Origin of the sequence: Bradyrhizobium jicamae (assembly GCF_018130695.1) — a bacterium.
Classification (GTDB): Bacteria; Pseudomonadota; Alphaproteobacteria; order Rhizobiales; family Xanthobacteraceae; genus Bradyrhizobium; species Bradyrhizobium jicamae_B.
Genome location: NZ_JAFCJX010000011.1, coordinates 148,233 through 172,904 on the forward strand (window position 1 = coordinate 148,233; position 24,672 = coordinate 172,904).

General features: G+C 64.4%; 26 protein-coding genes. 13 read left to right on the top strand and 13 right to left on the bottom strand.

Annotated elements, in window-relative coordinates; translation table 11 throughout:
- Positions 1-6: 6 nt before the first annotated feature.
- Together JQ604_RS17935 and JQ604_RS17940 are read right to left on the bottom strand one after the other, a co-directional pair.
- Positions 7-1,782, bottom strand: coding sequence for an adenylate/guanylate cyclase domain-containing protein (locus JQ604_RS17935; protein ID WP_249158323.1), 1,776 nt, complete (start codon positions 1,780-1,782; stop codon positions 7-9).
- A gap of 242 nt (positions 1,783-2,024) precedes the next feature.
- Positions 2,025-2,861 (bottom strand): 3-keto-5-aminohexanoate cleavage protein, encoded by an 837-nt coding sequence (locus JQ604_RS17940; RefSeq protein ID WP_212358961.1) that lies wholly within the window; start codon positions 2,859-2,861, stop codon positions 2,025-2,027.
- A 252-nt stretch (positions 2,862-3,113) separates the two neighbouring features.
- Between JQ604_RS17940 and JQ604_RS17945 the strand changes: the two genes are divergently transcribed.
- Complete coding sequence (locus JQ604_RS17945; protein ID WP_212358963.1) at positions 3,114-3,962, top strand: SDR family NAD(P)-dependent oxidoreductase; 849 nt, start codon at positions 3,114-3,116, stop codon at positions 3,960-3,962.
- Between the two features lie 9 nt (positions 3,963-3,971).
- On the opposite strand, the gene JQ604_RS17950 is transcribed toward JQ604_RS17945, so the two are convergent.
- Positions 3,972-4,136 (bottom strand): hypothetical protein, encoded by a 165-nt coding sequence (locus tag JQ604_RS17950; protein ID WP_212358965.1) that lies wholly within the window; start codon positions 4,134-4,136, stop codon positions 3,972-3,974.
- A gap of 73 nt (positions 4,137-4,209) precedes the next feature.
- Here JQ604_RS17950 and JQ604_RS17955 point away from each other — a divergent pair, with 73 nt between their 5' ends.
- Entirely contained in the window at positions 4,210-4,599 is a 390-nt protein-coding gene (locus tag JQ604_RS17955; protein WP_212358974.1) for a carboxymuconolactone decarboxylase family protein, read from the top strand.
- Here JQ604_RS17955 and JQ604_RS17960 read toward each other — a convergent pair.
- Complete coding sequence (locus tag JQ604_RS17960) at positions 4,582-5,118, bottom strand: hypothetical protein (RefSeq protein ID WP_212358976.1); 537 nt, start codon at positions 5,116-5,118, stop codon at positions 4,582-4,584. The genes JQ604_RS17955 and JQ604_RS17960 overlap by 18 nt on opposite strands.
- A gap of 193 nt (positions 5,119-5,311) precedes the next feature.
- Positions 5,312-5,461: a hypothetical protein gene (locus tag JQ604_RS17965; RefSeq protein ID WP_212358978.1), complete on the bottom strand. Its 150-nt coding sequence runs from the start codon at positions 5,459-5,461 to the stop codon at positions 5,312-5,314.
- 277 nt (positions 5,462-5,738) lie between these two features.
- Here JQ604_RS17965 and JQ604_RS17970 point away from each other — a divergent pair, with 277 nt between their 5' ends.
- The 5 genes from JQ604_RS17970 (at position 5,739) to JQ604_RS17990 (ending at position 10,932) form a co-directional block, all read left to right on the top strand.
- Positions 5,739-6,656: an ABC transporter permease subunit gene (locus JQ604_RS17970; RefSeq protein WP_212358980.1), complete on the top strand. Its 918-nt coding sequence runs from the start codon at positions 5,739-5,741 to the stop codon at positions 6,654-6,656.
- Between the two features lie 15 nt (positions 6,657-6,671).
- The gene (gene livM / locus JQ604_RS17975; RefSeq protein WP_212358982.1) at positions 6,672-8,000 is read left to right on the top strand and encodes a high-affinity branched-chain amino acid ABC transporter permease LivM; all 1,329 of its coding nucleotides are present in this window, start codon (positions 6,672-6,674) and stop codon (positions 7,998-8,000) included.
- Complete coding sequence (locus tag JQ604_RS17980; protein ID WP_212358984.1) at positions 7,997-8,824, top strand: ABC transporter ATP-binding protein; 828 nt, start codon at positions 7,997-7,999, stop codon at positions 8,822-8,824. The genes livM and JQ604_RS17980 overlap by 4 nt, the downstream gene beginning before the upstream one ends.
- The gene (locus JQ604_RS17985) at positions 8,821-9,573 is read left to right on the top strand and encodes an ABC transporter ATP-binding protein (protein ID WP_212358986.1); all 753 of its coding nucleotides are present in this window, start codon (positions 8,821-8,823) and stop codon (positions 9,571-9,573) included. The genes JQ604_RS17980 and JQ604_RS17985 overlap by 4 nt, the downstream gene beginning before the upstream one ends.
- Before the next feature lie 240 nt (positions 9,574-9,813).
- Positions 9,814-10,932 (top strand): branched-chain amino acid ABC transporter substrate-binding protein, encoded by a 1,119-nt coding sequence (locus tag JQ604_RS17990; protein ID WP_212358988.1) that lies wholly within the window; start codon positions 9,814-9,816, stop codon positions 10,930-10,932.
- Positions 10,933-11,007: 75 nt separating this feature from the next.
- On the opposite strand, the gene JQ604_RS17995 is transcribed toward JQ604_RS17990, so the two are convergent.
- The gene (locus tag JQ604_RS17995) at positions 11,008-11,397 is read right to left on the bottom strand and encodes a response regulator (protein WP_212358990.1); all 390 of its coding nucleotides are present in this window, start codon (positions 11,395-11,397) and stop codon (positions 11,008-11,010) included.
- 393 nt (positions 11,398-11,790) lie between these two features.
- Here JQ604_RS17995 and JQ604_RS18000 point away from each other — a divergent pair, with 393 nt between their 5' ends.
- The gene (locus tag JQ604_RS18000) at positions 11,791-14,571 is read left to right on the top strand and encodes a PAS domain S-box protein (RefSeq protein ID WP_212358992.1); all 2,781 of its coding nucleotides are present in this window, start codon (positions 11,791-11,793) and stop codon (positions 14,569-14,571) included.
- A 54-nt stretch (positions 14,572-14,625) separates the two neighbouring features.
- Complete coding sequence (locus JQ604_RS18005) at positions 14,626-15,624, top strand: P1 family peptidase (RefSeq protein WP_212358994.1); 999 nt, start codon at positions 14,626-14,628, stop codon at positions 15,622-15,624.
- Positions 15,625-15,658: 34 nt separating this feature from the next.
- On the opposite strand, the gene JQ604_RS18010 is transcribed toward JQ604_RS18005, so the two are convergent.
- The gene (locus JQ604_RS18010) at positions 15,659-16,921 is read right to left on the bottom strand and encodes an acyl-CoA dehydrogenase family protein (RefSeq protein ID WP_212358996.1); all 1,263 of its coding nucleotides are present in this window, start codon (positions 16,919-16,921) and stop codon (positions 15,659-15,661) included.
- A 14-nt stretch (positions 16,922-16,935) separates the two neighbouring features.
- Between JQ604_RS18010 and JQ604_RS18015 the strand changes: the two genes are divergently transcribed.
- On the top strand, positions 16,936-17,841 hold the full coding sequence (locus tag JQ604_RS18015; RefSeq protein ID WP_212358998.1) for a LysR substrate-binding domain-containing protein: 906 nt from the start codon (positions 16,936-16,938) through the stop codon (positions 17,839-17,841).
- 75 nt (positions 17,842-17,916) lie between these two features.
- On the opposite strand, the gene JQ604_RS18020 is transcribed toward JQ604_RS18015, so the two are convergent.
- A complete protein-coding gene (locus JQ604_RS18020; protein WP_212358999.1) occupies positions 17,917-18,693 on the bottom strand; it encodes an EF-hand domain-containing protein in 777 nt (258 codons plus the stop codon).
- A gap of 250 nt (positions 18,694-18,943) precedes the next feature.
- Between JQ604_RS18020 and rpe the strand changes: the two genes are divergently transcribed.
- From rpe to JQ604_RS18035, 3 genes are all read left to right on the top strand, one after another.
- A complete protein-coding gene (gene rpe, locus JQ604_RS18025; protein WP_212359001.1) occupies positions 18,944-19,645 on the top strand; it encodes a ribulose-phosphate 3-epimerase in 702 nt (233 codons plus the stop codon).
- Positions 19,646-19,809: 164 nt separating this feature from the next.
- Complete coding sequence (locus JQ604_RS18030; protein WP_212359003.1) at positions 19,810-19,947, top strand: hypothetical protein; 138 nt, start codon at positions 19,810-19,812, stop codon at positions 19,945-19,947.
- A gap of 4 nt (positions 19,948-19,951) precedes the next feature.
- Positions 19,952-20,137, top strand: coding sequence for a hypothetical protein (locus JQ604_RS18035; protein ID WP_212359005.1), 186 nt, complete (start codon positions 19,952-19,954; stop codon positions 20,135-20,137).
- A 1-nt stretch (position 20,138) separates the two neighbouring features.
- On the opposite strand, the gene JQ604_RS18040 is transcribed toward JQ604_RS18035, so the two are convergent.
- The 5 genes from JQ604_RS18040 to JQ604_RS18060 form a co-directional block, all read right to left on the bottom strand.
- Entirely contained in the window at positions 20,139-21,569 is a 1,431-nt protein-coding gene (locus JQ604_RS18040; RefSeq protein WP_249158341.1) for a serine/threonine protein kinase, read from the bottom strand.
- 16 nt (positions 21,570-21,585) lie between these two features.
- Positions 21,586-22,326, bottom strand: a complete 741-nt coding sequence (locus JQ604_RS18045) for a metallophosphoesterase family protein (RefSeq protein ID WP_212359009.1) — start codon at positions 22,324-22,326, stop codon at positions 21,586-21,588.
- Between the two features lie 299 nt (positions 22,327-22,625).
- Positions 22,626-23,234 carry a hypothetical protein gene (locus JQ604_RS18050; protein WP_212359011.1) on the bottom strand — a complete coding sequence of 203 codons (609 nt, stop codon included), beginning with the start codon at positions 23,232-23,234 and terminating at the stop codon, positions 22,626-22,628.
- Positions 23,227-23,898, bottom strand: a complete 672-nt coding sequence (locus JQ604_RS18055; protein WP_212359013.1) for a hypothetical protein — start codon at positions 23,896-23,898, stop codon at positions 23,227-23,229. The genes JQ604_RS18050 and JQ604_RS18055 overlap by 8 nt, the downstream gene beginning before the upstream one ends.
- Positions 23,895-24,662 (bottom strand): MotA/TolQ/ExbB proton channel family protein, encoded by a 768-nt coding sequence (locus tag JQ604_RS18060; protein ID WP_212359015.1) that lies wholly within the window; start codon positions 24,660-24,662, stop codon positions 23,895-23,897. The genes JQ604_RS18055 and JQ604_RS18060 overlap by 4 nt, the downstream gene beginning before the upstream one ends.
- Positions 24,663-24,672: the final 10 nt, after the last annotated feature.

The window sequence follows — 24,672 nt, forward strand, 5'->3', positions numbered from 1 at the left end:
CGGGCTTCACTCTGGAAGCCCCGCCATGCGTAGCGGGCCGACCAATGCGTCCAGGTCGCCTTGTCGACGGTACGGAAGCAGCCTGGCCCAGCGGACCAAGGTGAAACTGGGATGACCCGCCAGCAATTCCCTTGAAATGATGCGCGCTTCATCCTTCTGGTCGAGATTCCAGAGCGCCGCTATGAGCGTTGATTGCGCAGTCAACCAGAGCGGCCGCTCTTTCAGGACGCGGGAGGCAATGTCGCGTGCCATCGCGAATTCACCGAGATGAAATCTCGCCCGCGCTTCGTCCACCATGGATTCATTGCGCTCAATGGGACTGAGCTGCTGCGCGTGTTCCTCATAGATGACCGCTTTTCGAAAATTGCCGGCATAGCCGTGGTACATGCCTGCCATGTGATGGGCGTCAGAACTGCCTGGAGCGAGGTTGATCGCCATTTCTCCTGCTGCCACGGCCTCGTCATGGCGGCGTTGAAACGTGCGAACATAGCCGATGATCAGGTATGCTTCGCCGAAACTTGGGTCGGCCGCGAGGGCTCGGTCCGCACAGTCCAGTGCGGCTTGATACGTTTCGGTTTCATCTTTCTTCCAACCGAACCGCGCCTGGTCGGTCAGAGTAAGGCCCAACAAATAGAGCGCCGGCATAAAGGCGGGATTGATCTCCAGCGCCCGTTCAAAAAGATTCTGGGCTTGTGAATGGGTGTGCCTTGCGAAATTAACGTAGAGGGCACGTCCTTTCAGGACATGCTCATAAGCCAGTGGACTGCCTGAGCGTTTTCGCCATACCCTTGCGCGTTCGCCGACTGTCAATTGAACTTCGAGCGCTTCAACAATCTCTTGCGTAATCCGGTCCTGGAGATCGAACACGTCGTCCAGATTCCCGTCGAAGCGATCCGCCCACAGATGACCGCCGTCTCGACTATCGATCAATTGCGCCGTCAACCTGATGCGATTGCCGACTTTTCGAACGCTGCCTTCCAGCAAATAACGAGCACCCAGAATCTGTCCAATTTCGCGAATGTCCCTGTTCTGTCCCTTGAACGCGAAGCTCGAATTGCGAGCGATCACCATCAACTCTTGAACCTTTGATAGGGTCGTGAGGACGTCTTCCGCGATCCCATCTGCGAAATACTCCTGCTCGCGTTCGCCGCTCATATTCTGAAATGGCAGCACCGCAATGGAGGGCTTTCCCGATAGCGGGCGGACATAATGCGGTTCGGTAGAGGTTGAATGGCGCGCGGCCGAAACCTCGGTACCGATTTTCATCCGCCAAGCACGTATCGGTTCAGTTATATTTTTGAGGGTTTGCCCGCCCATATCTTCGAACGCCGCGTCGACCTTTCCCCGAATTTGCCGGTAGGCATCGTCAGACAGACAAATACCGCCCGGATCGGCAATATTCTCCAGCCGAGCGGCGATGTTGACGCCATCGCCGAAGATGTCGTCGTTGTCGATGATGATGTCGCCGACGTGAATACCGATGCGAAATTCGATCCGCTGCGCTTGCGACAAGGCGGCATTCTGCTCCGCCATCCTGCTCTGAACTTCCATAGAGCTGCGCACCGCATCAACGGCGCTGGCGAATTCGACCAGCAGGCCGTCGCCTGTCGTCTTGACGATACGGCCTCGATGGGAAGCTATCGCAGGGTCGACCAGAGTGTTTCTGGCCGCCTTAAGCCTTGCCAGCGTGCCTTCCTCGTCGATTCCCATCAAGCGGCTGTAGCCGGCGACGTCCGCCGCCAGCACTGCTGCCAGTCGCCTTTCCACTCGCTCGGGCGCCAAGGAACTGCCCTAAACTCGGAAGTCCAACACGAACCATCAAAGCACGCCGGACTGCCCTCAGGCTAGAGGCGACTTCCCGCCCCCCAGTCCGGCAGGGTTTCCTGACGCAACGCTAGAGCATGATCCGGAAAAGTGTGAAGCGGTTTTCCGAAAAGATCATGCTCAAACAAAGAGCTAAAGCGCGATGACAATTCAACCTAATCTCATCGCGCTTTAGCTGACCCATGCGCTCCGCCGCGCAATTACGCTTTCACTGGAATCCCGAGGATCTCGCGCGCCTGCTGCCAGCTTGCGACAGGCCGCCCGTATTGCTGACACAGTGCTGCCGCGCGTTGGACCAGGGCTGCGTTCGATGGCGCCAGCCGCGTGCGGTCGAGACGCACGTTGTCCTCCATGCCTGTGCGGGCGTGGCCACCTGCCGAGATGGCCCATTCGTTCAACACGATCTGGTTCGAACCGATGCCGGCTGCGCACCACGGCGCGTTGTCGCCGAACAGGCGCTTGACGGTCGCGACATAGTAATCAAACACGTTCCGATCGGCGGGCATCGCGTTCTTCACGCCCATCACGAACTGAACATAGGGGCGATCCCTAAGCTGTCCGCGCTTCCACATCTCATGCGCCTTGAGGATATGCGAGAGGTCGAAGGCTTCGATCTCGGGCTTGACGCCATGAACCACCATTTCCGAGGCCAGCCAATCGACCAGGTCCGGAGGGTTCTCATAGACCCGGGTCGGAAAATTGTTCGAGCCGACCGAGAGCGACGCCATGTCCGGACGCAGCGGCAGCATCCCGCCGCGGGCCTGCCCCGCGCCCGACCGGCCGCCCGTCGAAAGCTGGACGATCATGCCCGGACAGTGCTTCTCGAGGCCCTCCTTGAGACGGGCAAAGCGCTGAGGATCCGACGTGGGTTTACCCTCGTCATCGCGCACATGACAATGTGCGATGGTCGCGCCGGCCTCGAAAGCCTCATGCGTGCTTTCGATCTGCTCGGCAATCGTGATCGGGACTGCCGGGTTGTTTTCCTTGGTCGGCAACGAGCCGGTGATGGCGACACAGATGATGCAGGGTTGCGACATGGCTTAAACATCCTGGAGACGGGCTACACTTCGCGCAAATCGAAGTGCAGCAGGAAGCGTGAACCATCATTAGCACGATGGCCTCGGGACAGCGACCTCGAAAATAGGACCGTACGAAGCCGTCGAAGTGATCCGGTGAGAGACTCGTCGGTCATCCGGCACCCTTCCCAATCGTTCGAAAGTGCGGTCATATGCCGTCCGGCGCCACTTGGCGTTGTGGCAAGAGTCTCGGCTTGCGGGAGGATAACGCGCGTGAAAGAACTCGCTGGAAAGACCGCGTTCGTGACCGGTGCAGCGTCAGGCATTGGACTGGGTATCGCAACCGCTTTCGCCCAGGCCGGGGCGAAAGTCATGCTTTGCGACATTGAAGAAGAGGCCCTGTCCGCAGCGCTCAAGCAACTGAGGCTCACCAACGTCGATGTCGACGGCGTGAAAGCAGACGTCTCGCTCAAAGCCGAACTCGTGGCAGCGGCCGAAGCCACGACTGCCCGCTACGGCAAGGTGCACATTCTCGTCAACAATGCGGGTGTCGGCGGCGGTGGCCCCTATGGCACCTGGACCGAAGCGTCGTGGAATTGGACCCTGGGCGTCAACCTGATGGCGACCATTTGGGGGATCGAGATCTTCGGGCCTTTGATCGAGCAGCATGGCGAGGGTGGACACATCGTCTCCACGGCCTCGATCGCTGGCCTGATTTCAGGGGCGAGCACCGCATACAACGTTTCAAAGTATGGCGTTGTCGCGCTGTCCGAGGGCTTGCGGCAAGAACTCGCGCCACGCGGGATTGGCGTATCGGTGCTGTGTCCCGGGTTCATCCGCACTCAAATCGTGAACTCAAGGCGCAATGTCCCCAAGCGCTTCGAGGAGGCGGTCCCTGCCATGCCGACTTCGGGCCCGATTGCCGAGCGGATCAATCTGATCCGGGAACGCGTCTCTCAGGGCATCGATCCCCTCTATGTCGGTGAACTCGTCCGCGAAGGCGTCGAAAACGACTGGCCGTATATCTTCACCGACCTCGAATTCGAGCCGATCGTCGAAGCGCGCTACGCCGCAATCAAGCAAGGCTTCGACCACATCCGCGGTCGTAACCCGAAACGCTGAGCGCGCAGCCTAGCCAACGATGGCCTTGATGTAGTCGCGAAGGATGGTCTTGCCCGTCTCTACGTCGCCCGAGAGCATGGCATCAACACCTTCACGCAACAGCGCCTCGGCGAACTTCCGGTCGCTCTTGACCTGTTCCTGGACAAGCTCCTTAAAGCGCTTGGTTCGTGCCATCATCGGCCTCCAAGAGCAGCGTAACACAAGTGTTACCTCGTGGCGAGCGAGGCGATCAGCAGAGGAGACTTCCATGGACGACAATCAGCGCCGCGATGACGGCATGACGCAGCGACGCAAGGTGCTCGGCAATGAGTGGGTCGACAAGTCGATCACAAACCGCAACGCCTTCAACACCGACTTCCAGGACTTGATCACGCGCTATGCGTGGGGCGAGATCTGGACACGGCCGCATTTCGATCATCGGACACGGCGGGTGCTCGTGATCGGCACCATGGTGGCGCTCGGACAGTGGGACGAATTCCGCCTGCATGTCCGCGCGGCGCTGGCCGAGGGCGGCTTCACGCCCGACGACATCAAGGAGATCCTGCTGCAGCAGGCAATCTATTGCGGCGTCCCTGCGGCCAATCACGCCGTCAAGGAAGCAGGCGCGATCATCAGCGAATTAGGGCTGTTGAAGTGACAGCTCGCCGGCCGGCGCGGTCGCCTCGACGGTGGCCTGCGCCGGCTTCTCGACGGCCATCACGATCGCGGTGCCGAGCAGCATCAACAGTTCGGCCGCGTGGATGCGCAGCGCTTCCATCTCGCCGACCTTGGAGGCCATCACCATGCTGATGAAGCTGAGCACGCTGCCGATCGCGAGCGCGAAGGCCAGCGCCTCGTTGCAGCCGCCGCTCTTGCGGATCGACGGGCGGGTGAGGAAGACCAGGAACAGCGCGAAGAACGCCACCGTGGTCATGCGTGCCAGCGCGAGGATCCAGGCGAGGCGGATCGTCGGCATCGCCGTCCAATGGAAGTTATCGCTGACGAACAGCGCAATCGCCACGCTCGGCCGGTCATAGAAGCTGTGGATCGGCGAGACCATGATGTTGAAGGCGATGATGGTCCAGGTCGGGATGAAATAGGCGGCAAGCAGCGCGCCGTTGAATGCGCTGATCCGCCAGCCGTCACCCGCTTCGCTCTTCGACCCAATGCCCGCCATGCCGCTTCCCGTTCGTTCCGCGGCCTCAGGACGCGAGGCGGCGGTTTTCGGACGTAACGCTCCTCAAGAGTGAGCGGCAATTTAAACCCTTTGTTAACCTTAACGCCCCCCCGGGGAACCGGCCATTCGGCCGGGCATGAAAAAGCCCCGCCTTCCGGCGGGGCCTGATTTCAGTGCATTGCTTCGCTCCGAACTAGCGATCCATGTCGGGATTGGGGGTCTGGCCCTGACGGCTCGGGTCCTGCTGCTGCTGGCCGGGCTTTTGCCCGCCGCCCTGCTGCTGGCCCGGCTTCTGACCCGGGCTCTGGTCCTGCTGACCCGGACTAGGCTTCTGGCTGCTCATTCGGGAATCTCCCTTGTTTCATGGAAGCCAGTGACAACGCGGCGGCGGGCAGCGGGGTTGCGCGGAAACGCCGGTTCCGGCGTGATCATTGCAAGGCGATGCCGTGACCGCCCTGTGACATCGGAACCGCACCCGCCAAACTAGTTATGTACAAGCCCGATCAACCAAGGCCGGCGCTGTTGCCGCCGCCGGGGTTCCACTGTTAGAAAATGCAACGACGCGGAGAAAAAGGCTGCCGGGGGCCTCGCCGCGTCTTCCTCTCGAGTTACGGCAGCGCATGGATTATTTCGCCCAGCAACTGATCAACGGCCTCGTGCTCGGTTCGATCTACGGCCTGATCGCCATCGGCTACACGATGGTCTACGGCATCGTCGGCATGATCAATTTCGCCCATGGCGACATCTTCATGATCGGCGGCTTCATCGCCCTGATCTCGTTCCTGGTGCTGGTCTCCTTCGGGCTGACCGCGATCCCCGTGATCCTGTTGCTCGTGCTGCTGGTCTCGATGGCGGTCACGGCGCTCTATGGCTGGACCATCGAGCGGATCGCCTACCGTCCGTTGAGGCATTCGTTCCGCCTGGCGCCGATGCTGTCGGCCATCGGCATGTCCTTCGTGCTGACCAATTTCTCGCAGGTCTCGCAAGGCGCCCGCGTCAAGCCGGTGCCGCCGATCATCACCGGCGGCCACACGTTGCATGAGGGATCGCAGGGCTTCGCCGTGCAGCTCTCCAACATCCAGATCGTCGTGGTGCTGACCACCCTGGTGCTGCTCGCGCTGTTCACGTGGATCGTCTCGCGCACCCGGCTCGGCCGCGACATGCGCGCCTGCGAGCAGGACCAGACCATGGCCGCGCTGCTCGGCGTCGACGTCGACCGCACCATCTCCATGACCTTCGTGATCGGGGCTGCGCTGGCCGCCGTCGCCGGCATGATGTACCTGCTCTATTACGGCCTGGTCGATTTCTTCATGGGCTTCGTCGCCGGCATCAAGGCCTTCACCGCCGCCGTGCTCGGCGGCATCGGCTCGCTGCCGGGCGCGATGCTCGGGGGCCTTGCGATCGGCCTGATCGAGACATTCTGGTCGGCCTATTTCTCGGTCGAGTACAAGGACGTCGCCGCGTTCTCGATCCTGATCGTGGTCCTGATCTTCATGCCGACCGGCCTGCTCGGCCGTCCCGAAGTCGAAAAAGTCTGACGGACGGATCGCTAAGTGAGCACCCCCAACGTCCGCACCTCGCAAGCCGCCCAGCAGCCCTCGGGCGCGGCCTTCATCTTCAAGAAAGCCCTGATCAGCGCCCTCGTCGCGCTGGTGTTGTTCTCGCTGATGATCGGCGTGCGCACCGAGGCCGGCAACCAGGGCGGCCTGATCTACTGGACCCGGTTCGACGACCTCGCCGCCATGGTCGCCGCGGTGTTCGGCGGCAGCATCGTCGTCGAGCTGCTGCGGCAATGGCTCGGGCCGGTCGACAAGGAGAAGCTCGTGCCGCCGGTGGTGCGCTCGGCGACGGCGCTGGCCGGACGCTGGATCGCGCCGGCGCTGCTGATCTTCACCTTCCTGGTCCCCGTCATCTTCTACGACCAGCGCTACATCCTCGATCTTGCGATCCTGGTGCTGACCTATGTGATGCTCGGCTGGGGACTGAATGTCGTGGTCGGCCTCGCCGGCCTGCTCGATCTCGGCTACGTCGCCTTCTACGCGGTCGGCGCCTATTCCTACGCGCTGCTCGCCACCAATTTCGGATTGTCATTCTGGGTCTGCCTGCCGCTCGCCGGCATCCTCGCCGCGTTCTGGGGCGTGCTGCTCGGCTTCCCGGTGCTGCGGCTGCGCGGCGATTATCTCGCGATCGTCACGCTCGCCTTCGGCGAGATCATCCGCCTCGTCATCATCAACTGGCAGAGCCTGACCGGCGGCCCCAACGGCGTCTCCGGCATTCCGCGCCCGACGTTTTTCGGCATTCCCCTGGACAACAGCGATGACGGCCTCGCCGCCAAGCTCGGCATCGAGTTCTCGCCGACCCACCGCGTGGTCTTCCTGTTCTATTTGATCCTGGCGATGGCGCTGCTCACCAACTGGGTGACGATCCGGCTGCGGCGCCTGCCGATCGGCCGCGCCTGGGAAGCGCTGCGCGAGGACGAGGTGGCCTGCCGCGCGCTCGGCATCAACACCACCACCACCAAGCTGACGGCGTTTGCGACGGGGGCGATGTTCGGCGGCTTCGCCGGCGCGTTCTTCGCCACAAGGCAGGGCTTCATCAGCCCGGAATCCTTCACCTTCCAGGAATCGGCGCTGGTGCTCGCCATCGTCGTGCTCGGCGGCATGGGCTCGCAGCTCGGCGTGGCGCTGGCCGCACTCGCGATGATCGGCGGCTTCGAGCTGTTCCGCGGGCTCGACCAGTACCGCATGCTGGTGTTCGGCATCGCGATGGTGCTGCTGATGATCTGGCGGCCGCGCGGCCTGATCGGCCATCGCGCGCCGACCGTGTTTCTCGAAAAGAGCCAGGCGATCTCGTCCGACCTCGTCAAGGAGGGCCACGGATGAGCGAGCCGATCCTCAGCGTCAATCATCTGATGATGCGCTTCGGCGGCATCGTCGCCGTCAACGACCTCTCCTTCGTCGCCCAGCGCAAGCAGATCACCGCGCTGATCGGGCCGAACGGCGCCGGCAAGACCACGGTCTTCAACTGCATCACCGGCTTCTACCGGCCGAGCGGCGGCTCGATCCGTCTCACCCATGACGACGGTCACGCGATCCAGCTCGAGCGGCTCAACGATTTCCGCATCTCCCAGCAGGCCAAGGTCGCCCGTACCTTCCAGAACATCCGCCTGTTTCCCGGCATGACCCTGCTGGAGAATTTGATGGTCGCCCAGCACAACGCGCTGATGCGCGCCTCGGGCCTGACCTTCCTCGGCCTGATCGGCGCGCCGAGCTGGCGCCAGGCCGAGCAGCACGCGATCGAGCTGGCCCGCAACTGGCTGACCCGCGTCAATCTGCTCGACCGCGCCGACGATGCCGCCGGCAATCTCGCCTATGGCGACCAGCGGCGGCTCGAGATCGCGCGCGCGATGTGCACCGAGCCGGCGCTGCTCTGCCTCGACGAGCCGGCCGCCGGCCTGAACGCCCGCGAGAGCGGCGCGCTCAACGAACTGCTGCTGGCGATCCGCGGCGACGGCACCTCGATCCTGCTGATCGAGCACGACATGTCGGTCGTGATGGAGATCTCCGACCACGTCGTCGTGATGGACTACGGCGTCAAGATCGCCGAAGGCACGCCGCAGGCGGTGCGCGACGATCCCAAGGTGATCGCCGCCTATCTCGGCGCCGACGAGGAAGAGGCCATCGCCGTGATGGAGAGCGGCACGTGAGCGCGGCGTCCACCTCCACAACACCCCTGCTCGCGATCCGGGGCCTTCGCGCGGCCTATGGCAAGATCGAGGCGCTGAAGGGCGTCGACATCGAGATCAACCCCGGCGAGATCGTGGCGCTGATCGGGGCCAACGGCGCCGGCAAGTCGACCTTGATGATGACGATCTTCGGCAAGCCGCGCGCCCGCGCCGGCCAGATCGAATTCGACGGCCGGGACATCACCGGTGTTGCCACCCACGACATCGCGCGGCTGCGCATCGCGCAATCGCCGGAGGGCCGTCGCATCTTCCCGCGCATGAGCGTGGCGGAGAATCTGCAGATGGGGGCGGACGCCACCGACTGCAGCGAGGCCGAGCGCGCCAGCGGCCTGGAGCGCGTCTTCACGCTGTTTCCGCGCCTGAAGGAGCGCATCGCGCAGCGCGGCGGCACGCTGTCCGGCGGCGAGCAGCAGATGCTGGCGATCGGCCGCGCGCTGATGAGCCGGCCGCGCCTGCTGATGCTGGACGAGCCCTCGCTCGGGCTCGCGCCGCTGATCGCGCGACAGATTTTTGACGCCATCCGCACCCTCAACCGCCAGGACGGCCTCACCGTGCTGATCGTCGAGCAGAATGCCAACCATGCCCTGAAACTCGCCCATCGCGGCTACGTCATGGTCAACGGCCTGATCACGCTGACCGGAACCGGCAAAGAGCTGCTGCAGCGCCCGGAAATCCGCGCCGCCTATCTCGAAGGCGGCCGGCACGGCTAAGCGGTAAGGCCTTCTTGTTTTGACGCGTTTTCTTGACGCGAACCGGTCCCCATCCCGGATCAAGTCCGGGACGGGCTTCGCTCGAAAACGCTACGCCTGCGGCGACGTGCTGCGAAGTGACGATCGATTTGCCCGAAAATTGCCGGTGACTTCCCCGTAAAATCAGCCGATTATGGCGCCGGTTCTTGCGCCCGGCCTGCCGGGCGCTTCCCGTAGAGGCAACGACCACGAGGACTTGTCATGAAATCACTAAAACTCATCGGCCTGGCATTGGGCGCTTCGTTCGCATTGTCGGCGAGCGCGTTCGCGCAGGACATCACCATCGCAGTGGCCGGCCCGATGACGGGGTCGGAATCCGCTTTCGGCCGGCAGATGAAGAACGGCGCCGACCAGGCGATCGCCGACATCAATGCCGCCGGCGGCGTTGGCGGCAAGAAGCTCAAGCTCGAAGTCGGTGACGACGCCTGCGATCCCAAGCAGGCCCGCTCGGTGGCCGAGAAGCTCGCGGGCGCCAAGATCCCGTTCGTCGCCGGTCATTTCTGCTCGTCGTCGTCGATCCCGGCCTCGGAGGCCTATGCCGACTCCAACGTCCTGCAGATCACGCCCGCCTCGACCAACCCGCTGTTCACCGAGCGCAAGCTCTGGAACGTGGCGCGCGTCTGCGGCCGTGACGACCAGCAGGGCATCGTCGCCGCCAACTACATCGCGAAGGCCTACAAGGGCAAGAACATCGCAATCCTGAACGACAAGACCACGTACGGCAAAGGCCTCGCCGACGAGACCAAGAAGTCGCTCAACAAGCTCGGCATCACCGAGAAGGTCAACGAGTCCTACAACAAGGGCGACAAGGACTTCAACGCGATCGTCTCGCGCCTGAAGAAGGAAAACATCGACCTCGTCTATGTCGGCGGCTACCACCAGGAAGCCGGCCTGATCCTGCGCCAGATGCGCGACCAGGGCATGCAGGCCGTGCTGATGGCGGGCGACGCCATGAACGACAAGGAGTTCGCCTCGATCGCCGGCCCGGCCGCCGCGGGCACCATGTTCACCTTCGGCCCCGACCCGCGCAACAAGCCGACCGCGAAGGCGATCGTCGAGAAGTTCAAGGCCAAGAACATCGACCCCGAAGGCTACACCCTCTACACCTACGCCGCGATCCAGGTCTGGACCCAGGCCGCCGCCAAGGCCAAGACCACCGACGCCAAGAAGGTGATGGAGACCATCAAGGCCGGCGAGTGGGACACCGTGCTCGGCAAGATGGGCTTCGACGCCAAGGGCGACATCAAGGTGATCGACTACGTCGTCTACAAGTGGGACGACAAGGGCAACTACGCCGAGATCAACCCCAAGGGGTCCTGATCAAGGAGCCCTGATATCAGTCGTCCAAGAGATCAAACGCCCCGGTTCACCGGGGCGTTTTTTTGGCGTGGGGCGTTAGCCGACTGCGCGTTGCCTGGCCGCATGCGCCGCGCCGCGGGCGGTCTCGATCGCACGCGTCAAATCGCCCGGCCGGAACGGCTTCTGCAGGCAGACCACATTGGCAAGCTCGGGCGAGCCCGGCAGGAAATCCAGCGCGGTCATGCCGGAAATGGCGACGATCGGAAGATCGGGAACCCGCTCGCGCAGCGCCATGATGACGTCGACGCCGCTCTTGTTCTCAAGGAAGATGTCGACGATCGCGAGGTCGAAAGCGGAGGCATCGAAGGCCTGCAGCGCCTCCTGTGCGTCGGCCGCCTCCACAATCTCGAAGCGCTGGACCCGCAACACGATGGCCATCATCGCGCGAACGTCGGCCTGATCGTCGACCACCAGAATGCGGGCCATGCAATGCTCCCGTAATTTCCTCAGCCTGGGGATAATCCCAAATCAGCTGGTAAAGTCCGGCATTATCCGAATTGTCGGTAAAGGGGCGGTTACTTCGATGCCGAACAGGCTGGCCCTTCGAATGAAAAGGTAATAAGTAACCTGGCGTTGAGTCTCTTTCGATCGCGCGCCGTATCGCGTCCGCGCCAGGTCGCAAGGCGTATGTACAACGCCATCGACGATAGAGCATGATGCGGGACAGTTTGCAGCGGTTTTCCCACCAGATGATGCTCGAGCCGACCGGCGTTCCCACCAATCTTGGTTGTTGCCTGGATTTCGGTTGCTGCGCGTTCCCAGCGTTGATTTCGAGTTCTTCCTTGGCGCATCGCGATGCCCCTTTTCAGGAGACCTTGAGTGCCGGCGGGAAGCGACCGTAGCATCTTCCTATCGACGCTGCCGGCCTCGCGCGGCGAAAAGACCGCCGCGCTGACCGTCGTTGCGATCTCGGCCGTGCTGTTTGCGGTCGCGCTTCCCTTTGCCGGGACGCCGCTGCTGCAGGTGCCGGCCTTCGTCGCCAGCTATCAGGCGGCGCTCGCGATCAGCGACATCATCACCGCCGTCCTGCTGCTCTCGCAGTTTGCCATCCTGCGCTCGCGCGCGCTGTTGATGCTGGCGAGCGGCTATCTGTTCACGGCCGCCGCTGCGGTGACGCACGCCCTCACCTTCCCCGGGCTGTTTGCGCCGCAGGGGTTGCTCGGCGCCGGCCCGCAGACCACGGTCTGGCTCTACATGATCTGGCACGGCGTATTCCCGCTGCTGGCACTCGGCTACGCCCTGTCGAAGGGCAAGGACGGCGGCGCCAGGATCCGCGGCTCGACCTGGCGCGCGGCGGTCGGCAGCATCCTTGCCGTGATCGGCGCGATGGCCATCCTGGCCTGGCTCGTCACCGCGCATCACGACCTGCTGCCGATCCTGCTCCGCGGCGGCCACTACACCGCGACGATGATCGTGGTGGTGTCGACGATCTGGTGCCTCTGCCTGGCCACGCTGGCGGTGCTGTTCGTCCGCAAGCCGCATTCGGTGATCGACGTCTGGCTGATGGTGGTGCTGTGCGCCTGGCTGTTCGACATCGCGATGTCGGCGATGCTCAACGTGGCGCGCTACGATCTCGGCTTCTATCTCGGCCGCATCTACGGCCTGTGCGCCGCGAGCTTCGTGCTGGCGGTGCTGCTGATCGACAATGTCGCGCTGCAGGCCGAGATGGCGCGGCTGCTCGGCGTCGCCCGCCGGCAGGCCGAGAGCGAGCGCGACTATCATGCCGAGCGCGAGCGGCTGTTCAGCGCGGTGGTGGAATCCTCCAACGACGCCATCATCACCAAGGCCCTCGACGGCACCATCACCGGCTGGAATCGCGCCGCGGAAAACCTGTTCGGCTATTCCACGGTCGAGGCCGTCGGCCGCCGCATCGATATCATCGTGCCGCCGGAACGGCGCGAGGAGGTCGACGAGATCCTCGCGCGTGTCGGCATCGGCGAGAAGATCGAACATTACGAGACCGTGCGGGTCCACCAGAGCGGACGCGCGGTCGACGTCGCGCTCAGCATCTCCCCGATCCGCGCCGCCAACGGACAGATCGTCGGCGCCTCCAAGATCGCGCGCGACGTCACCGACACCAAGCGCGCACAGACCGCGCTCGACCGCGAGATCGAGGAACGGCAGCGCATCTTCGACAGCTCGAACGATTTGATCCTGGTGACGGACACCCAGGGCAATTTCGTCCAGGTCAGCCCGAGCTCGAAGATGATCATCGGCTACGATCCCGCGGAGATGGTCGGGCATTCGGCGGTCGAGTTCATCCATCCCGACGATCTCGAAAACACCCGCAACGAGATGCGCGCGGCCCGCCGCGGCATGAGCAAGCGCAATTTCGAGACGCGCTACGTCTCAAAGGACGGCAAGGACGTGGCGCTGAACTGGACCGGCACCTGGTCGGAGCCGGTGCGGCGCCACTTCTTCATCGGCCGCGACCTGACCGAGAAATATGCCGCGGAGGCGCAGCTTCGCCACGCCCAGAAGATGGATGCGGTCGGCCAGCTCACCGGCGGCGTCGCGCACGACTTCAACAACATCCTCACCGTGATCACCGGCACGATCGGCATCCTGGAGGAAGCCGTCGCCGACCGGGCCGACCTCGTCGCGGTGGCGCGCCTGATCGACGAGGCCGCCGAACGCGGCGCCAATCTGACCAAGCATCTGCTCGCCTTCGCCCGCAAGCAGCCGCTGCAGCCGGCCGAGGTCGACGTCAACCGCCTGGTGCTGGAAGCCGCAAAATTGCTGCATCCGACGCTCGGCGAGCACATCGAGATCACGCCGCTGCTGGCCGAAGACGCCTGGAGCGCGATGGCGGATCCGAACCAGTTGACCACGGCGGTGCTCAACCTCGCGATCAACGCACGTGACGCCATGCCCGACGGCGGCAAGCTGACGCTGGAGACGCGCAACGTCTATCTCGACGAAGCCTATGCCGACATGAACAGCGAGGTCACGGTCGGCCATTACGTCATGGTCGCCGTGAGCGACAGCGGCACCGGCATTCCCGCCCATCTGCTGGAAAAGGTGTTCGATCCCTTTTTCACCACCAAGGAGGTCGGCAAGGGCACCGGCCTGGGCTTGAGCATGGTGTTCGGCTTCGTCAAGCAGTCGGGCGGCCACATCAAGATCTACAGCGAGGAAGGCCACGGCACCTCGGTCAAGATCTACCTGCCGCGCGCGACCGGGCTCGGCGAGACCGCGGTGGAGGCGCAGGCCGTCGCCACGATGGCCGGCGGCGACGAGACGGTGCTGGTCGTCGAGGACGACGCGATGGTGCGCAAATACGTCCTCACCCAGGTCGAAAGCCTCGGCTACCGGACGCTGGAGGCGGCCAACGCCGCGGAAGCCCTGCACGTGCTGGATGCGACGCCTTCGGTCGACCTGCTGTTCACCGACGTCATCATGCCCGGCGCGATGAACGGCCGGCAATTGGTCGACGAAGCGCTGAAGCGGCGGCCCGAGCTGAAGACGCTGTTCACCTCAGGCTACACCGAGAACGCCATCGTCCATCACGGACGGCTCGATACCGGCGTGTTGCTGCTGGCAAAACCGTACCGCAAGTCGGAGCTGGCGCGGATGCTGCGCACCGCGCTTGACGGTTGATACGCCCCGCGCGGCTGCTATATCGGATTTGACCGATAAACGCAGGCGCAGCTCGTGAAAAACCTCCTCACCGATATCCCCGGCGTCAATGTCGGCCACGCTGACGACCCCGTCGTTGCCTCAGGTGTCACCGCGATCGTTTTCGATCAGCCGGCGGTGGCCGCGATCGACGTCCGCGGCGGCGGGCCCGGCACCCGCGAGAACACGCTGCTCGACCTGCACAGCGCCAACGAGGCGATCGATGCCATCACGCTGTCCGGCGGCTCGGCGCTCGGGCTCGATGCCGCCGGCGGCGTCCAGGCCTGGCTCGCCGAGCGCGGCCGCGGCCTCAAGCTCCGCGGCGCCGTGATCCCGCTGGTGCCCGGTGCGATCTGCTTCGACCTGCTCAACGGCGGCAACAAGGCATGGGGGCGCTTTCCGCCCTATCGCGATCTGGCCTACGCCGCAGCCGATGCCGCGGCAGGCGGCGATTTCGGCCTCGGCAGCGTCGGCGCCGGCATGGGCGCGACCACCGCGACCGTGAAGGGCGGCCTCGGCTCGGCCTCGGCCACGACCGAGGACGGCGTCATGGTCGCCGCAATCGCCGTGGTCAACGCGGTCGGCAGCGTCACGGTCGGCGACGGCCCGTGGTTCTGGGCGGCGCCGTTCGAGGTGAACGGCGAGTTCGGCGGGCGCGGCCTGCCGCCGTCGTTCACGCCGGACATGCTCAGGATGCGCGTGAAAGGCGGGCCTGAGGTGAGTGCCGTCGAAAACACCACGCTGGTCGCCGTGGTCACCGATGCCAAAGTGACAAAACCGCAGGCGCGGCGGCTCGCGATGATCGCGCAGACCGGCATGGCACGCGCGATCTATCCGGTGCACGCGCCGACCGACGGCGACGTGGTGTTTGCCGCGGCCACCGGCGTGAAGCCGATCGATCCCGTGTTCGGCCTGACGCAGCTCGGCACGGTCGCGGCCAACGTGGTGGCGCGCGCGATTGCACGTGGTGTGTTTGAGGCGACCGCGCTGCCCTTCCCCGGCGCGCTACCGAGCTGGAAGGATCGGTTCGGTTAGAACCAGTCGTACGCCGCCACTCCATCGAATGTCGCTAAAATCGCGTGGTGCCCGGATCCATGCCGAGACCTAAACGGCCCGCAACAACGTAGTTGAGGGGGCTCATCGCGACATGCTTGACTGCGGCGTTGATGTCGCGTCCTGCACGCTCCAGGGGGTTGCTCTCGAAGATGGCGCCGGCACCAGCTTCGGTTGTCAGCATTTGCACCATATTTGAGGATCCTTCCGCAGCATAGGCGCAGGCGATCCGCAGCCGAGCGCGGGCTCGCATCAGGCGAGCGTGGTCGTCATCAAGTGCAGCAATCAGCTCGGTGATCGCTTCCTTGAGGAAGGCCCGGGCGGCGCCGACAATCGCTTCGGCCCGGCCAACTGCGGACTGAACCGCCTCGCGATCTTGCAGCCGGACCGTCATCCCCATCCGGACCTTTTGCTGGGTCGCTGATGTCACGAACGCGGCCATCGCGCCGCTTGCGATGCCCAGGGTGGTGCCCGTGATCGACCAGGGAAATATCGTCAGCCCCGGTATCCGGTAGATCACACCCGCCTGGCTTGGCGCCGGGGCGATGAGATCGTGGGTGTGCTGTGCCGGCACGAAAGCGTCCGTCACCTCGAAGTCGCAACTGCCGGTACCGCGAAGCCCGGAGACGTGCCAGGTGTCGTGAACCGTAACGCTTTCGCGCGAAAAGTAGCAGCAGATCGGCGGCTTGACGTTGTCACCGTCGTCTTTCACCGCGGCGAGCCCCATGAAGCGGGTGGCATGCCTCGCTCCGCTGCCAAATGGCCATCTTCCGCGAACGCGATAACCGCCCGCAACAGGTTCGGCCGTTCCGACTGCACCGGTGGCGCTGACGATGAACGCATAGGGATCGGCAAACCACTCGCGCGCAATGGACTCCGGCAAATATCCTGCAACGCGGCTCATGCCACCGCCATTTGCCACGATCCATCCGATCGAGCCGTCAAGAGCCGATGCCGCTTCAACGACTTCCATGAATTCGATGGGCGACAATTCCGGACCGCCGATCGCCGACGGCAGCCACAGGCGGAACAGCCCGGCCTCGGCCAGCGCGCGAAATACAACATCAGGAAGCTTTCGGTCGCGATCGAAGAAAGCGCGGTGCTGCTCGACGAGAGGTGCAAGCAATTCGATGGCGCGAAGGTATTCCGTCGTACGCGAGGGCGTGACAGCTAACATTTGGCCGCCTGTCCACTTGCAATGGGCGATGATGGCAATGTCGACGCATGCCGGCAGCGGACGCAATATCGAATATTTTCGGTACAGATGAATGAAATTCATCTAGACTTCCGGGCATGCGTAAACTCCCTCCCCTGGTGGAATTGCGTGCATTCGAAGCGGCGGCGCGTTGCCGGAGCTTCAAGCTGGCCGCGACCGAACTTGGGGTGACGCCAACCGCAGTGAGCCATCAAATCAAGTTGCTGGAAGCCTATTGCGGACAGCCCCTGTTTCGGCGACAGCCGCGTCCGATCACGTTGACCTGGGCCGGCGAGCAGCTCTTCCCCGTCGTGCGGGATGGCTTCACCTCCTTTGCGGAAGCAATCAACGTCGTTCGAGCCGGAGGCGCGACGGGGCGCTTGCGCATTACGACAACAAACGCCTTCGCGGCGCGGTGGCTGGTGCCACGACTACCGCAATGGCGAAAGGCACATGCGCGGTTGAAGCTTGAAATTGTGGCCAGCGATGAAGTCCTGAGCCTGAAGAACGGCGAAGCCGACATTTCGATCCGGTATGTCCGAAGCATTCCGACCGATGGGCTTTCATTCGAGCTGACACGCGACAGGTTCCACGTCGTCGCCGCGCCCAAGCTGGTCGGAAAGCGGAAGAGGCCGTTCAGTCCGGCCGAGCTGGCGCGATTTCCGCTGATCGAGGCCGGCTGGCGTTCGAATGATGCGGAAGCACCAACCTGGCAACAATGGGAGGCCGCCGCGCGCAAACATCACAAGCACGTTCCGGATCTTTCCGGCCTCGTCAGCTTGAATTTTCGTGAAGAACTTCACGCCATCGAGGCTGCGATATCAGGCCAAGGGATCGCGATCTGCAGCGACGTGCTGGTGGCTCCCGAGCTGGCGACGGGGGCCCTCGTGAGGCTCACCGACGTGACGATGCCGGGTTGCCGTTTCTACATCGTCCATCGGGCCAGTCATCCGAAGATGTCGTCGATCAAGGCTTTCGTCGCTTGGGCCATGTCGGCGCGATAGCACTGTTTGTGACAACAGCGGTTTGCCAAATCCGCGAGAGCCGATGCCTGCAGAGGCCCTCTTACCCCATTAGACCTACGCGCTCACCGACACCGAGGACGCAGCCTGCGCGGACACCGCCTGGGCCTGGCGCTGGATCAGCTGCTCGATGAAATTGTAGGACGAGGTCGCGTTGCTGGAGGCCGACTGCGCGGCCGGGGTCGTCATCGTGACCTTGGAGCCGTCGGCGTAGGTCATCGTGGTCGTGGTCGAGCCGTCGCTGTTGGTCGTCGAGGTGGAGGTTGCGCCGTCGAGCGCCTGCATCAGCGGATCGGAGCTCGATCCATCCGAGTTGGAGCCGTCAGTGGAGTTGCTCGCCATGTGATGATGATGGCCGTGGCCGCCATGCGAGCCCTTCAGCCCTTGCGACATCTCGTCGAGACTGACCGAGCCGTCGCCATTCTTGTCGAGCTTGGAGAAGACGTCGTCGGCCTGCGCGGTGTTGGTGCCGCCGGCGCCGAGCGCGTTCTCGAATTCGGACTTGGTGATGCTGCCGTCGCCATTGGCGTCGATCTGCGAGAACAGGTCCTTCAGCGCATCCTGCGGGCTCGTCGCGGTCGTGCTGCTCGACCCGCTCGAGGACTGGCTTTGCGCCGCGAGCAGCGCGCTCATGGTCTCCGGCGAGATCTGCGCGCAGCCGCTGCCGCCCGATCCGACGCTGGTGCTGCTGCCGGTCGAGCTCGCGGCGCCCGGCAGGGCGTCGAACAGGCCGCTGCTTTGGGTATTCGATTGGGTCGACGAGGACGAGTTCGTCGAGGTCAACGACTTCAAGAGATCGATGGCGGACGACGCAGCGCCAAGGGCAAACAACATGACCAAACTCCGACAGCACCGTGCACGGTGCGCGCTCTACTCTTGGCCAAAGTCGAGCAAGCGCTGTGCCATGGTGAAAAACCCAATGAAATCGGGCCTTTTCGCAATCGGCGGAGTTCCCTGCACCGGGCAGAAACTGCCGTCGGCGGCAGATTTTTCCGCCCACAACGCTTTGCCGTTGATTGCTCACCACACTGCTGCGTGTTAGGCGGAATGACCCGGTGCGCCCTCGTAAGTCTCGGAAGAGCACATGACTCAAGCCTTCACTCCGCGTCCCCTCGTCATCGCGCCGTCGATCCTGGCGTCCGACTTCTCCAAGCTCGGCGAAGAGGTCCGCGCCGTCGACCAAGCCGGCGCCGACTGGATCCATCTCGACGTGATGGACGGGCATTTCGTGCCGAACATCTCCTACGGCCCCGACGTCATCAAGGCGATGCGGCCGCATACCAGGAAGATCTTCGACGCCCATCTGATGATATCGCCCTGCGATCCCTATCTCGAAGCCTTCGCCAAGGCCGGCTGCGATCACATCACGGTTCATGCCGAGGCCGGTCCGCATCTGCATCGTTCGCTGCAGGCGATCCGCGCGCTCGGCAAGAAGGCCGGTGTCTCGATCAATCCGGGCACGCCGGCGAGCGCGATCGAATATGTGCTCGACCTGGTCGACCTCGTGCTGGTGATGTCGGTCAATCCCGGCTTCGGCGGCCAGGCCTTCATCCGCTCGGCGCTCGGCAAGATCCGCGACATCCGGGCGATGACCGCGGGCCGTCCGATCGACATCGAGGTCGACGGCGGCGTCGGCCCCGATGTCGCCGGCGAGCTGGCCGCCGCCGGCGCTAACGCGCTGGTCGCCGGCTCCGCGGTGTTCAAGGGCGGCACGCTCGAGGCCTATAAGACCAACATCGGCGCGATCCGCAACGCCGCCGCGCAGGCCCGCGGGGAAGCGATCTAGACTTTCGTCTCATCGTTAGCGACCCCGTCGCGACGGACGCGCTGTCCGTCGCGGCGATGTTGCGTTGCCGCAGCAATTATTCGTCCGACTCCGTATTCGACCGGACTTCACGGAGTCCTGCAAATCACTGCAAGAGGGGTGCACTGATTCTTTGGGAGTGCACCATGACGATGACCCTGGTTTGGACTGGCGTTGCGTTCTGGCTTGGTTTGAACGCGGCGCTGGCCGCCCGCTACGTCTACATCGCGCTTCCGGACCTGACGTCGTCGGCCAAGATCATCGAGCTGCCGCGCAAGGGCTAAGCACGTGCCCGCCGTGATCGTGAAGCGGCAGCCGAAGCGCAGGTGCCATATCCCGAAGCGTCCGCATCCGGACATCGAGTTCTTCTTCAACAAATACGACCGCAAATCCGCTGTGACGTCGCACGATGACGGAACCGGATTTGATGGCATCGAGCTGGACGACCAGCTCCATCCACCGAACGGGCGCTGATCTAGCCCGCCGCGTCCCGCGGCTCCTCGCCATCCTCATCCGCCTGCGCCACCAGCCGCGACGGCCGCACCACCGTCACCGTGCACGGCGCTTCCGAGGCGACCTTGGCCGAGACGCCGCCGAGCAGCGAGCGTACGGTCGAGTTCTGCCGCGCGCCCATAATGATGTGATCGACATGATTGACCGCGGCGAACTCCAGGATCGCGGCGGCCGGATCGATCGCCTCCAGCACATGCGTGGTTAGCCGCCCCTCCTCCAGGCCGAACGGCCGCGCCCAGTGTTTGAGCGCGACCAGGCGGTCGACGTGCTTGTTGCGGCCCTGCTCGTCCAGCGTGCGGTCGATGCTGACGAGGTTCAGCTTCAGCACGTTGAGACAGGCGAGCCGCGCCGAGGGCGAGGTCGAGAGCACGCGCTCCGTTGTGACGCGGATCGCGTCATGCAGCGCATCGCCGCCTTCGGACAGATCCAGCGCCACCGCGACGATCGGGCTCGAGGCCAGTTGCGCGGCGACGTCGGACTTCGGCTGCGGCTTAATCGCGCCGCGATTGAAGCGTCGCCGCCAGACCGTGCCGAGGGAATCGCGATCGATCCGCTCGGACCGCGCGGTCAGCTTGACCTGGTCGGGATGGGCGAGATCGAAGGCAAGTTGGGCCGCCGTCGGATAGCGCGCGGCCGGCTCGATCTCGAGACAGCGCAACACGATCTCCTGCAGCCCCGGCGGATAGTCGGCGCGCAGCTTGCGCGGCGGATAAGGATCGCGCCAGAGCCGGCGGCGCATGCCGCGCAAGGTCTCGGTCTCGCCGAACGGCCGCACGCCGGTGGTGAAGAAGTACAGCATCACGCCGAGCGAGAACAGATCGCTGCGCGGATCGTCGCGCACGCCGAGCAGCCGCTCCGGTGCCATGTAGGGCGCGGTGCCGTAGGGCAGCCGAAATTCTTCCTGCAGAAGATCGGGCAGATGGTTGTGATGCGACAGGCCGTAGTCGATCAGCACGGCCTCGCCGCGCTCGCGGAACATGACGCTGCTCGGCTTGATGTCGTGATGGATCACGTTCTGCCGATGCAGGCTCGCCAGCGCCGACGCGATGCGGCCCGCGATCCCCCTCGCCTCCTCATACGGTATCGGCAGATCGCCGAGCCGCTTGTAGAGCGTCACGCCGGGGATGCGCTCCATCACCACATAGGCCTGGCGCTCGAAATCGCCGGTGCCGAAACAGGCCGGCACATGCGGCCCCGACAGCCGCGGCACGATCATCTGCTCCATCTCGAAGGAGACGATCGCGGCCGGATCCTCGCCCTCGGACGTGAGCGGCACCTTCATCAGCGTCGGCACGCCGATGCCGGGATGGGTCACGGTCCACAGCGTCGCCATGCCGCCGCGATGCACGAGCTCGCCAATGGTGAAGCCGTCGATCTCGACACCCGTTTGCATCGGCTGCGGCACGGCGTCACCTGCCGAGGAACAGGCGGTCGGCGAGCCAGTTCGGCAGGCCGGCGCTGCGGATCCGCGCCGCCGCGGTCTCGACGTCGTAGGGCGCGCGGCAGTAGGTGATCTCGCGGCTACCCGTATCGAACATCGCAAAAGATGCCGCCGGATCGCCGTCCCGGGGCTGGCCGACCGAGCCGAGCACCGCAAGCCAGCGCCGGCCAGTCAGGAGTTGCACCGGCACGCCCGTGGTCGGGACAAAGCTCGTCATCTTTGCCGTCGTCGACATCGAATACAGTGCCGGGCGATGGATGTGGCCGCAAAAGGTGATGTGCTGGTCGGTTGCCATCATGCTGCGGCCGGCATCCGACGCGCCACGCACATAGTGCCACCTCGACGGCGCCGAGGCCTCCGCATGCACATAGAGGCGGTTGTCCTCCTCGCGCGTCATCGGCAGGTCAGCGAGAAACTTGCGCTGTACCTCGCTCAGCCGCGCGCGCGTCCAGTCGATCGCCGCCTGCGCGTCGGCATTCATGTTGTCGCTGGGATTGCCGATCGCATCGTCATGATTGCCGCGCACGGCGAGCGCGGCCTGCGCGACCAGCTCGCGCATCGTATCGACGCACCATTCGGGATCTCCACCATAGCCGACGACGTCGCCGAGACAGACCAGCCGTTCGGCGCCACGCGCGCGCGCGGCCTCGAGGCAGGCGGTAAAGGCCTGCCGGTTGCCGTGGATGTCCGCAAAGATCGCCAGTCGCACGCGCTCGCTCCCTCCCTCGATCCTATCTGCCACAGATCAGGCTGATTTGAGGGAGGTCAACAGGATGCGTCAGTGCGCGGCGGTTTTCCAGCCGGCGCTTTGCGGCGATGGCGCTCACTCGTAGCCGCATCGGCACTCGGCTCCCTCTCCCGCTTGCGGGGGAGGGTTGGGGTGGGGGTGCCTCCGCGTTGGGTTTCCCATTGTGGAGAGACCCCCACCCGCCGCGCTCTTCAAGCGCGTCGGCCTCCCCCGCAAGCGGGAGAGGCGAAGCGAGCCAGCGGACTCACTTGTCATGCGGCCTATTGCTGCTCGTCCTTGGGCGGCATGCGCGGCGGCGGCAGGGGCGTGAAGACGGCGCCTTGCGCGCCGGCTGGCGGCGCCAGGAACACGCCCGTCGTGGAATCGCCGCCGGTGGTCTCCAGCACGGTCTTGGGCGTGATGTATTCCCGGACCAGGTCCATGATGGTGCCGTCGCCGCCGCCGAAATCGGCGGCGCGGCCGCCCTGGGGATGGCCGGCCTTGATCTCGTTCTCGGCGGTGTGGGTCTTCTCGGCCAGCGCGTCGCTATAGGGCACGCGGAAGGCGCGCGGGATCGCGCTCGGGCGATTGTCGGCGTCGAGCTCCTCGACCCACAGATAGATCGCGCCGGGCTCGCCCTCCAGCGAATGCGGCTCGACGATCCGCGAATGCAACAGCTTGAACGAGGCCGGCAGTCTGTCCGGCGTGGCCCAGCCGAGCAGCCCGCGCATGCCGCCGAAGCTGATGATGTAGAACGCGCTGGTGACGATCACGGCGAGCGCCTTCCACGACCAGTGCAGCCGCGCATAGACCAGTACCAGCAGCAGCAGCGCGCCGATCACGGCATAGGCGACCGACAGCGTGACGATGACCCATTGCAGATTAGTCACGGCGCACCCTCACCCCGGTCTTGGCATCGAGATCGCCGCCATTGCGCCAGCTGCTGCGGAACGTCTCGAGCAGCGATTTCGGCCGCTGGTCGACATTGATCACCTTGCCCTCGCTGTCGAGGCGGAACCGCACCGCCGTCTTCTCGTCGCCGGTGTGGTCGAGCTTCAGCTTGTTGTCGAAGATCACCTGCGCCGTCGGATTGAGCTTCTGCACCTTCACATTGGCCTCGACCGGCTGACCGGTCGTCGCCACGAAGTGCGAGATGTTGACCGTGTACTCACCGGCAAGGATGCCGCGCACAGTGACGATCTCCTCGCGGATGGGCGAGGCGATCTTCTTGCCGTTGACGACGATGAAATCGTTGGCGCCGCCGCGATCGTCACGGTCGAGCGTCAGGAAACCGGCCTCGCGATGCCGGTACCAGGCGATGTTGCCGGCGGGATCCTGCACGAACAGGTCGAGATCGTCGGGATGATTGTCCGGCCAGTCCATGGTGATGATGAACTCGGCCTTGGAGTCGATCTTGCCCTCCTTGGAATCGGGCGAGACCGCGAGCAGCGCCAGGAAGAACAGGAACGCGATCACCTGCAGCGCCTTGAACAGCATGACGCCCAGCGGATCGAACTGCTCCTCGCGCGGATAGAGGCCGTAATCGTCCATCATGACCGCGTACCGCCCCGACGCTCCAGCGCCGGCGTCACATAGGTCTCGGTCAGCATCACGGCGTCGGAGAACACCCGCTGGGTCGCGGCATCGAGCATGTAATACTGGATGCGGACCAGGATCGAGCCGACCAGGCCCGCAAGCGTCGTGTACATGGCGACCGCCATGCCGTCGCTCATCAGCCCCATCGAGGAGCGCATCGCCACCTTGTCGGCGGCATCGAGTCCCGCGATCGGCGCCAGCATGATGATGAAGCCGATGATGGTGCCGAGCAGGCCGAGCTTCATCAGCGTGTCCGAGACGAAGGCGCCGAACCCGTTGGAGCCGCGCAGCCGGTCGGCGAGCGTGCGCAACAGCAGCGTCTGGTCGACCGGCCGGTAGTCCTGTGCCGCGGCTTTGGTCGCGAGGCTCTCGATGTGGTCACGCACCAATCCATCAGGCAGTTTTGCGGCTGGCGCATCGAGCGCCTTGCCGCCGTCGGCGGTCGACAGCACCGCGCGGCAGCGTCTCGCCGCGACACCCTCGCGCGCGATCGCCCGCGTCCGCCAGAAGCAGTGCGCACAGGTGACGATGTAAAGCACGCCGATCAGGCTCGAAATGTAGGTGCGGTCCGAGACCAGCATCAGATGGATCAGGCCATAACGCCACAGCAGGATGACGGCGAAGATCGACAGCCCCGTGAAGATCATCCAGAGCAGCAGCGCACTGCGCTCGGACGGATCGGTGGCTGGCCGTACAGTCGGTCCCATCGTCATCGAACTCATGCTGCATTGC

What these genes read in the sequence shown, in the direction of transcription:
- JQ604_RS17995 (WP_212358990.1), bottom strand. Translation starts at nt 11,397, where the DNA reads ATGGCCCGCATTCTGGTGGTCGACGATCAGGCCGACGTTCGCGCGATG.
- JQ604_RS17965 (WP_212358978.1), bottom strand. Translation starts at nt 5,461, where the DNA reads ATGAGCAGCCAGAAGCCTAGTCCGGGTCAGCAGGACCAGAGCCCGGGT.
- JQ604_RS17955 (WP_212358974.1), top strand. Translation starts at nt 4,210, where the DNA reads ATGGACGACAATCAGCGCCGCGATGACGGCATGACGCAGCGACGCAAG.
- JQ604_RS18055 (WP_212359013.1), bottom strand. Translation starts at nt 23,898, where the DNA reads ATGATGGACGATTACGGCCTCTATCCGCGCGAGGAGCAGTTCGATCCG.
- JQ604_RS17950 (WP_212358965.1), bottom strand. Translation starts at nt 4,136, where the DNA reads ATGGCACGAACCAAGCGCTTTAAGGAGCTTGTCCAGGAACAGGTCAAG.
- JQ604_RS17980 (WP_212358984.1), top strand. Translation starts at nt 7,997, where the DNA reads ATGAGCGAGCCGATCCTCAGCGTCAATCATCTGATGATGCGCTTCGGC.
- JQ604_RS17960 (WP_212358976.1), bottom strand. Translation starts at nt 5,118, where the DNA reads ATGGCGGGCATTGGGTCGAAGAGCGAAGCGGGTGACGGCTGGCGGATC.
- rpe (WP_212359001.1), top strand. Translation starts at nt 18,944, where the DNA reads ATGACTCAAGCCTTCACTCCGCGTCCCCTCGTCATCGCGCCGTCGATC.
- JQ604_RS18030 (WP_212359003.1), top strand. Translation starts at nt 19,810, where the DNA reads ATGACGATGACCCTGGTTTGGACTGGCGTTGCGTTCTGGCTTGGTTTG.
- JQ604_RS18015 (WP_212358998.1), top strand. Translation starts at nt 16,936, where the DNA reads ATGCGTAAACTCCCTCCCCTGGTGGAATTGCGTGCATTCGAAGCGGCG.
- JQ604_RS18060 (WP_212359015.1), bottom strand. Translation starts at nt 24,662, where the DNA reads ATGAGTTCGATGACGATGGGACCGACTGTACGGCCAGCCACCGATCCG.
- JQ604_RS18010 (WP_212358996.1), bottom strand. Translation starts at nt 16,921, where the DNA reads ATGAATTTCATTCATCTGTACCGAAAATATTCGATATTGCGTCCGCTG.
- JQ604_RS18020 (WP_212358999.1), bottom strand. Translation starts at nt 18,693, where the DNA reads ATGTTGTTTGCCCTTGGCGCTGCGTCGTCCGCCATCGATCTCTTGAAG.
- JQ604_RS17990 (WP_212358988.1), top strand. Translation starts at nt 9,814, where the DNA reads ATGAAATCACTAAAACTCATCGGCCTGGCATTGGGCGCTTCGTTCGCA.
- JQ604_RS17940 (WP_212358961.1), bottom strand. Translation starts at nt 2,861, where the DNA reads ATGTCGCAACCCTGCATCATCTGTGTCGCCATCACCGGCTCGTTGCCG.
- JQ604_RS17970 (WP_212358980.1), top strand. Translation starts at nt 5,739, where the DNA reads ATGGATTATTTCGCCCAGCAACTGATCAACGGCCTCGTGCTCGGTTCG.
- JQ604_RS18040 (WP_249158341.1), bottom strand. Translation starts at nt 21,569, where the DNA reads ATGCAAACGGGTGTCGAGATCGACGGCTTCACCATTGGCGAGCTCGTG.